Here is an 8,698-nt window from a genome sequence, read left to right on the forward strand (position 1 = left end):
GTAGGGAAAGAACGTATAGGTATGTAATTTACGCGCATAAAGGCTTTGTAGAAATTAAATCTAAACTCAGATTTTCTCTCTTTAGGGAGTTAAGACTTGTATTTTTATCATAATGACTAGCTTCTCCATCATAATATTTCTTCACGAGAGCTTTCCAAAAATAGTACACTAGCTAGTTTGTTCTTAAAAAAAATAATCAAGGCAATACTTTTGCACCATCCTCATTCGCCATCCTTAAGGGCGGCTTTTGCATTTACAGAAATTGCCCACTGACTTTAGAAGCGGAGCCTAGAAACGTGGGGAAGAGGAACACCATAGAGCGGTGTGACTACTCATGTTATCATGCTATAGAAATATTTGGTTTTGTAGGGTAGAAGCAGCGGCCACCCCCCTTTAATGCTTTTTAGGCATTAAAATGGCACGAGAAAATGCTGGTAGTCGTGTATGGTTTTTATTATGGCTGATCCATGAGCTCTAAGATATAAATTGAGAGAGAATGGGCGGCATTAAAAGTTAAACGCGCATGGCGAGGCTTGAGATTGATTAGTTCAAAATCCTTTTCTGAGCGGCCATGCGCTGCACTTTTCTTGTTTCTTAAATTCATAGTACCACTAACGATTCTGGATAGACCGGTTGCGATCATTCTTAAGTCATTTTTATCTAGATCTTGATTTTTTAAGTTTTTTTGCTTTATATCATCAGTATGAATCTTAGCCTTCTTAGCAACTTCTTTCCATAAAGCGTACAGCTTATTATGGGCATTTTCTTCATATAGGATAGAATGGTGGTCGAGATAAGCTTTGCAAGAGGCTTCCAACAGATTTGCTGCAAATAGAACTGCCTCCCTTGGATCTTTTTCTATATTTTCTAATGCCCTATTTATTTCGATTTCTACTGCTGAAAGTTCTTTCTCTGCAATAAGTTTTTTTAGCTCTTCCATCGAGAGGAGACCAGCTTTTTGCAATTCTTGTGTGAAGGTTAGCTCATTCTTGATAATATATCCTCCACGCTGATATTCTAATCCATCTTTCTTTAACGTTTCTAAAACTTTACGTTGATCTTCTTTAAGCTGTTGTAGCATTTGATCTTCTGGTATGTCTTGAAATATGAATCCGACTAACTTATGAAACTCGCTGTCCAAAAAATCACCAAGCAGGGGACCAAGGACTTCAAGCGGTTTATTGCATTCTACATTGATTGTATCTAGTCGTTTCTTAATCTTGACTTCATCATCATCACTTCGATACTCATGAGGAGCAGATGGTGTATAAAAAAATAAGGCATCCAAATTCTTTGGCCAATAGTACTTTGGTAATATTTGAGAGAGTATCCTAATTGTTGCAGGAGGGATTTTGTTTTTCTGAGATATTTTTTGCGGAGATGATAATTGCATTTTATGGCTTTATAATATCAAAAAGTGGTATGTTGAGTGGTTTTTAGAGTATGATTTTATTGCCTGACCTTTTATAGAAGGTCGCGCAACAATTTTGTGGCTTATATAAGATTTGTGAAAGATAAATGCCATATTGTGTTTTATTTTTCTCCTTTCATTGTTATAACAGTGAAGGGGGGAATAATGTGTGATAATTCGAAAAATATAGAATGAGAACAGAAGTATAATTTTGTATTATCGTAACTGCAATAGCATTCTTTATTGGCAGATTGTTTATTGGAGAGAAGGAAGTAGGCAATGCGCATAATCCCTGAACGGAAGGTTTTGTGACAAGAATTTCAATAATGGCATGTTACTAAATGTTGTGTGTGTTCTTTGCTTGTCAGAAAAAGTAGATGGCGCTCTTTATTTGCATAACCGGTATCGAGTAATGAGTAATGCGGGAGGCTAGTTTAAAATCTCGTTTATTCCGTTAAAGCTTACTGTTTTCTATAAAAAGACTGTTTTCGTGATATCCGCTGTTAATCTCGCGTATTTGGTAGAGATGAAAATATAAACGTTTATCGTGTCTGTAAGGGAGCTTGAAGCAATGAAGTTATGTGTAAAAGAGTTCTGAAAAGCTTCTTTTGTCCGTAAAACTTATAAGGAAAATTTAAAGGCAGGAAAATGTTAGAGAAATCTAAGAGTACGCTGTGAAAATCAAGAAACAGTCTTTTTAGAGATGGTTTGCTGTCTGTCATCGTGCTTCATGATTTTCAATGTTTTTAAAATTTCTTTCTCAATGAGAGAGGGCTTTTTTATTAAAGCGGGGGAGATTTGTTATGACAGTTAACAATGAAATGGAGAGAAGATGCTGCTTTACCAGCTGTTTTTGTCGCTTCAGTTTCATTTGAACCTATTGTGATTATGAAAGCATAGTGATTCAATGACTTTGAAAAGGGGGGAATAACATTATCAAGTTTGCAATACAGTGCGATTTTTTGCATCGCGATGCGTGGCAGAAGATGGTCAGCATTTGGGGGCATTGTGGGTTCTATATTCTATGCTGGTTCTGTAGGGCGTCTGTTAGCGCATTTATGGAACTATTCCGCATTGAAACGCGTGCTTAATTTCGTGGATCTTTGCAAAGGTCTGATCAGAAAATCCCATATTTCAAGAGGTTTTTAGAGGGATCTAAAAGCACAGAGGTATCATAAAATTACAAACACCGTACGTTACTGGAGGTGATCAATTTTAGAGCTTAAGGAGCTTATCGATTTAGTGTTCTTTCATAAAAATGATGAAGGTTGTGTTCAAGGTCTCAGTGTGTTGGTTTCTCGAAAAGTGGTAAATGCTGTATGATTTTATAAGCTATTGCCAATGTTATGGCTAGGGAGTTCAAATAAAGTATATCATAAATCGGAATTCTTCTCTTTACGCGATAAGAGGAGGGCTAGGCAAAACAGTAAAAATGTAGCGATAGAGAATATGAAGAATACGATATATGTTTGGTTTAAGGACAGGGATTCTTCTGTCAGCGAATGGATCAAAAAGCCAGCGAATATACCCCCTAAGGCACCACCTATTTGCTGTAATATGCGTGTGATAACGGCTGTATCTTTGACGTATAAACTGTTGACATATTGGATGGGGGCGGAAAGGCAGACAATGGTGGCGATGCCAAGTCCTATGCCTCTTAGCAAGAATCCAAGTCCATCCATGCTTATATTATAGCCGAAGCATAATAACCCAAAGCTTGATATCACTAAACCAATTCCTATCATGAAAAAGGGAGATTTTTCTTTCCATTTTTGGTAAATAAATTTCCTGCCAATCCACGCACCCACTCCTTGCAGAGCAAGGAGGGCACCGATGATGAGAAGGCTCTTTTCATAGTTTCCTCCCATGGCAACGGCTAGTGGGAAATAAACGAGGAAGCTATAAAAAAGAAATGAAGCAACGAGCCCCATGATCATGAGCAATGTATAGCGCGCATTTTGAAATCCGCTAAAGACGATTAATTTGTTTTTTGCTTTCTGATTAGAAACAATGAATAATATGAGAGATATCACGGCTATAAGCGCTAGGATAAAGAGGGTGTTGTGGTTATTGATATTTCTGGCTTCTGTGAGATAAAAAAACGAAAGAAGGGAGATGGAAAACGCTAAAAAAGCAAATAAGTTAAATTTTGTTTTTGTTGTTTCGTTGCTCTTTAAATGTTTAGCTCCAAGGGTGAGTGCCAATAAAATAAGCGGAATATTGATAAAAAATAACAAACGCCAAGACACATACTGAGCAAGCGAGGCGCCTACCAGCGGACCAAAGGCAGGAGCGAAAACTGTTGGTACGGCTATGGTGCCCATGGCTTGGCGCACTCGTGTCTGTCCAAATTGTAAGGCAATGATGGTTTGGCTAAGGGGCAGCAAAAGACCGGTCCCAAAACCTTGAACGATACGGGCAGATATAATAGTTGGAAAATTATAGCTTAATCCTACCCCCAGTGATCCAAGCATAAAAATGAAGCTTGCAAGAAGCCAAGTGCTTTTGATACCTATTCTTCCTTGCACAAAAGCGGCCATTAGCAGCCCTGGAACGGTGGCGAGAAAATAGGATGTTACAACCCATTGTATATTATTTTCTCCGACTGAAAAATAATGCGCAAGGTTAGGAAGGATGACATTGACAATGCTCCCGTCCAGCAGAGGAAGTATGCTGGAAATAATGACGGTATATATGACATACCTTTCTGTTTTTGTATAGGAATCTCTCTTTTGCATTATTATGCCCCCTGTTGATATTCTTTAAAATATTGTCCCCGCCCCATTCCCAGACTTTTAAAAATTAACATGTGTTTGTGATGGCTGTGGTTTTGATATTGGGATAAATGTGATTGGGAGCGCTGATGGTCCCCTTGTGTACAACCCTTCTTCCTCCAAAATGAAGCCATCAGTTAAGCTGATGTCAATGAGTTTATCGAGGAGTCTATTTGCCGTCAACTCAATCTGCATGAGAGCAAAAGCAGAACCTACACAAACGTGCACGCCTGCTCCAAAGGCTAAATGGTTTGCGGTCCTTATGAGACCCGCCCCAGTTTTACTGCCCCGTTTACGTTCTGGTATAAAATGATTGGGGTTCACAAAAATATCAGGATCACGGTTAGCTGCTCCAATCATACAAAAAACAAGAGAGTCGGCTGGTAATGTGACTCCTGCGAACTCTATCGCTTGATTGGTCTGGCGTGGTATAAGCTGAACGGGAGAAGTCAAGCGCAGTGTTTCTGTAATTGCATCGCCAAGAAGTCTCCTGTCATTTTGGATTTTTTCTAATTCATTTGGGTGTGTGAGTAAATGATAAAAAAGATAAGCTAATGTTTTATCAGCAGGTTCTATGGCGGCCAATAACATGTTAAGGACGAGAGCAACTATTTCAGAAGTTGTCATGCTATTAGCATCATTTGTTTTCTGGCATAAAACAGAGATTAAATCTTCTGATGCGTTTTTGTCCCATTCTTCTATAAGTGGTGTTAAATAAGAGATGATATCTTTGCTGCACGATAAGCTGAATTCTTTTTCCTCATCTGATTGGTTTAGGCTGGTGACAAAAGATGCAACTCCCTTATGCCACATGGATATATCCTTGTAGCGATCTATTGGTAGGCCTAAGACCATTAATGTAACAAGCACACTATAGTCTTTACCGAATTCATTTATAATATCTATTTTCCCTTTTGCAAGATGCGGCATGAGAAGCTGGTCTATTATTTCTTCAATAATTTTAGTATAGTGCGTGCGGAACATTTTCCAGTAAGTTTTGAAAGTATGGCGTGCCGCTTGCTATGGTGCTCATGCCCTTCCATTTGTGCCAATACGCGATCGCCCATTACCGGCTCTGCTCGAACGGCTAAGGGCGCTGTTGTAAAGCGGGTATCCTTCAAAATTGCGCTGACATCTTCATAGTGGCCAAAAAAATAAGCTTTAAGATTTTCATCCCAAAGAACAGAGTTAGAAGAATGTACAGTTTGGTATATATTGTATGGATTTTTTTGGAAATTTTTGTCCATAACGTTGAATTTAATAACGTTGCGCATCATTCATTTTCCCCTGAATCTTCAATCATAAACTGGTTCTTCTCATAAGTTTGCGTACATATCGAAACAATTCCGTGACCTTGTTGTTTATCAACACAGAGAGGTTGTTCACCATTGAGCAACAATTCTCCAACCGGCCATTCACGATGGTAGGCTAAAACTGAGTTTTCTCTATTAAGTAAAGATGGGCTATTTACGTAGAAAGGGATTTCATCAAAAATATATTCAAGAGAAATATTTGTTGTTTCTAAATTCTTTGTTTCTTCAATTGATAATCCCACGCTTTTTGCCCGACGTTCAACTGCTTGGATTGACATTTTCGTGCATAATTCACGAAATTTTGAATTTTTTTTTGCACAAATCTATAGCCTTTAATTTCAATTTTTTATAATTTTCATTTTGCTTGTATTGAGAGAAGTCAAGAATGCGAAATGATTTTTCTAAATTATAAGAATCATGAATATTATATAATATGCGTCTTATGCGATTGAGCTCTTTTTTTGTTTTCCTCTCTGCTTTAGCCTTAGGCGCTCCAGAAGCTAATATAAGAAGCATGGCTGATTCTATATCTGGGAGCAATACGTCAATATCTTTGAATTTCTTTGCAGCCCAACATATGAGCTCAGTGATATATTTTTCTGAAAACCTTGTGTTGAACGGACTTATACCGATCATAAGATGTTGCTTCATCGCAATTAAACGAGAGCAGTTTTCCGATTGTCCCCTTATAGAAAACGAAAGACGGTTCTTGATATCTATTTCTTTTTGTAAACTCACACTCAATCCTCCCCCCCGCATTCTATTATGGTGATTGTGGGAATATAATTTATTTAAAGAACTGATAACCAATTATCGAATAGTGTCCCATTATGTAACAAATAAAAAGTGTCTTGTAAAGGCAATTACGGATAATTAATCTGTTAAGTTAACGTAAGATACACACGGGTATTTGTACCACTTTAGTCATGAACATGGGAGAGATTCCAAATCCCGATGTATAGGGTTTGACGTTTACCCAGTGCTGGAATGTTAAGAGGAGATGTGCAAGCATTGAATTGAAACCCCAGTAAACGGCGGCTGTAACTATAACGGTTTTAAGGAAGCAAGACTACTTGTCGGGAAAATTCCGATCTGTACGAATGGTGTAACGAGCTTCTCCGTTGTCTCCAACGTAGACTCAGTGAAATTGAACGCACTGTGAAGATGGAAAGTTTTGGCCGGTTAGATAGAAAGATGACATAGTCCGCTAACTATCATTAAGTCCCTTTTTTTGCACGACACTGTTCAAGATAAAACCTAATATGCCTGTGATCATGGTGGCGATGCCAATGATAAACAGTGTGCTTTGGGTGTGATGCACTTTTACAAAACCGGCTCCTAGAAAGCCAAGGCACACCGCTGTTTGTATGATAAAGATATAGGCAGGCATTTGGTTGTTTCGGTGTTCTTTCTGAATGGCTTTCATCATAAAACTTGCCATCAGAGCATTTTGCACGCCGTTAGCACCCCCAAGGATGAAAAATGATAGCATCATCAGCCATGTGAAGTTTGTTAAGGAAAAGCAGAAAATTGCAAAGCCAATTATTGCAGCGGCAAGTGATGCACCAGCGGCATTGCCAAAGCGATGAAAAAGGCTGGAGAAACAGAGTGGACCAACCACGAGGCCAAGACTTAACATGCTTGTGATTACCCCATAGGTTTCAGCGCTTAAGTTGAGATCGGTACGAATGCGGACAATCGATAAGACGTTGAGAGCAGAGGTAAGGATGATGGTAATGATGAGGGGAGAAAGAGCATAGACAACATTTTTTTTACGCAAGAGACCCGTTAAATCTAGCCCTTTTTTGCTTTTTTGCGTTGTGTTTGTCGTTTGTGTATGAATTTTTAAACTTTTAAAACAGAAGAGAGTGATAAAGGTAGCAAAAAGAACCATGATTGACAACGCAAACAATCCTTTTTGCCCGTTCGATAGACTATACAACACACCCCCTAGCAGTGGTCCGGCAATATAGCCAAGATTACGGACTGTTTGGATAACGCGGTTTATACGGTCTAATTGCTGATCATTTTTTGCGAAGTCAGGTACCGCAACAAGAATAGCGGACCAAAAGAGTGAACCAGCACAACCTAGTGCGAAAGAAAGGGCAATATAAACCCAAAATTGGTTTGCGATTGCAGCAACGGCTATGAAAAGTGCTTCAAACAATAAAACAACAGTGACTGTGTGTACTGGTTGGAAGTGATGCAAAAGACGTGGTGCAATGGGTCCCGCACAAATCGCTCCGATAAGCCCTGCAAAAAGCAGCATTGAAATAGATGCTGTGCTTTCTGCTAAGTGGAGAGCAAATGTAACTTGTGCTGTTTCATCGGCAAAGCTGCTAAAGCCCAAAACAAGGAAAAGTCCCATTTGGGTAAAAATCATGGATTTTTTCTTTGTCACAATGCTCCTCCCCAAGAGGTTATAAGGTACAATTTTCTTCTACGTGTTTATGGGATATCCCATGCTTTGTATAGTTTTTCTTGATGATCAGTTGAGAAAGGAAGTTTTCAGAGCTCTTTTCTAAAACAAGCACAATGCCTATTGGCAGCAATGACCAGCTCCTTATGTTTTTTGAAAGGGGAGTATTAAGGATGATGGGCTGGTGAAGTTGTCTGATATGAGAGAGACAATAATACAAAAAGACAATCAGAAGATTTTGCAAAAAAGCTGCACTATACGTGCAGCTTTTTATGTATTTGCTTTAAAGGTAGACGTTTTAAAGCATGAAAGTGTCCTTACGGCTTCTATAACCATAATAGCCAAAAACACTGGAAATAATGGCGCCTACCAGACTGCCTAAAAAGCCCCACCACCCCATATTGGAGGCTGTTTTTGTGGCTTTAGTCGCAGTGTTTTTGGCGCCCTTGATCGTATCCTCAAGATTGTCTGAGAGTGTTTCTGCCCGTTCTTCAAGGACTTTTATGGCTTTTTCGGTCTTTTCCTCTGCTCTTTGATAGAGTTGGACGGCACGGTTTACTGCTGTTTGTGCATCCGCACGGGACATGCCATCGGTCACAAGGGCATTGATGATATCACTTCGATCAAATTTTGTCGTGAGATCTTCTACACGATCGGACAGACGCTCACCAAGATTTTTTAAAGTGGAGCGATAGTAAGAAGGGTCATTTTTGAAAGCTGTTATCGCAGAACCAATATCATTGAGTGCAGCTTGATAGGTTTGTTTTAAGCGATCAGGGTT

Annotated in this window: 7 protein-coding genes, 1 pseudogene and 1 other annotated feature; all 8 genes and pseudogenes read right to left on the reverse strand. The window is 39.0% G+C overall.

Features of this window, described 5'->3' with window-relative positions:
- Positions 1-454: 454 nt before the first annotated feature.
- A complete protein-coding gene (locus ACFIMP_RS09095) occupies positions 455-1,393 on the reverse strand; it encodes an abortive infection family protein (RefSeq protein ID WP_375612597.1) in 939 nt (312 codons plus the stop codon).
- Positions 1,394-2,784: 1,391 nt separating this feature from the next.
- Positions 2,785-4,149, reverse strand: coding sequence for an MFS transporter (locus ACFIMP_RS09100; RefSeq protein ID WP_375612596.1), 1,365 nt, complete (start codon positions 4,147-4,149; stop codon positions 2,785-2,787).
- A 57-nt stretch (positions 4,150-4,206) separates the two neighbouring features.
- Positions 4,207-4,998, reverse strand: a complete 792-nt coding sequence (locus ACFIMP_RS09105; protein ID WP_375686290.1) for a cytochrome P450 — start codon at positions 4,996-4,998, stop codon at positions 4,207-4,209.
- Between the two features lie 131 nt (positions 4,999-5,129).
- Complete coding sequence (locus ACFIMP_RS09110; protein WP_375686291.1) at positions 5,130-5,462, reverse strand: cytochrome P450 family protein; 333 nt, start codon at positions 5,460-5,462, stop codon at positions 5,130-5,132.
- A complete protein-coding gene (locus ACFIMP_RS09115) occupies positions 5,459-5,776 on the reverse strand; it encodes a tRNA-dependent cyclodipeptide synthase (RefSeq protein WP_375667289.1) in 318 nt (105 codons plus the stop codon). Before ACFIMP_RS09115 ends, ACFIMP_RS09110 begins: the two co-directional genes overlap by 4 nt.
- A gap of 13 nt (positions 5,777-5,789) precedes the next feature.
- On the reverse strand, positions 5,790-6,236 hold the full coding sequence (locus tag ACFIMP_RS09120) for a tRNA-dependent cyclodipeptide synthase (RefSeq protein ID WP_375686292.1): 447 nt from the start codon (positions 6,234-6,236) through the stop codon (positions 5,790-5,792).
- A gap of 86 nt (positions 6,237-6,322) precedes the next feature.
- Positions 6,323-6,611 (forward strand) — a sequence feature (23S ribosomal RNA rRNA prediction is too short).
- 94 nt (positions 6,612-6,705) lie between these two features.
- Entirely contained in the window at positions 6,706-7,899 is a 1,194-nt protein-coding gene (locus tag ACFIMP_RS09125; RefSeq protein ID WP_375686293.1) for an MFS transporter, read from the reverse strand.
- 316 nt (positions 7,900-8,215) lie between these two features.
- Positions 8,216-8,698 (reverse strand): annotated as a pseudogene (locus ACFIMP_RS09130) (DUF3792 domain-containing protein); the annotation flags it as partial.

It is taken from the genome of Bartonella sp. AP65SXKL, assembly GCF_042195725.1.
Taxonomy (GTDB): Bacteria; Pseudomonadota; Alphaproteobacteria; order Rhizobiales; family Rhizobiaceae; genus Bartonella.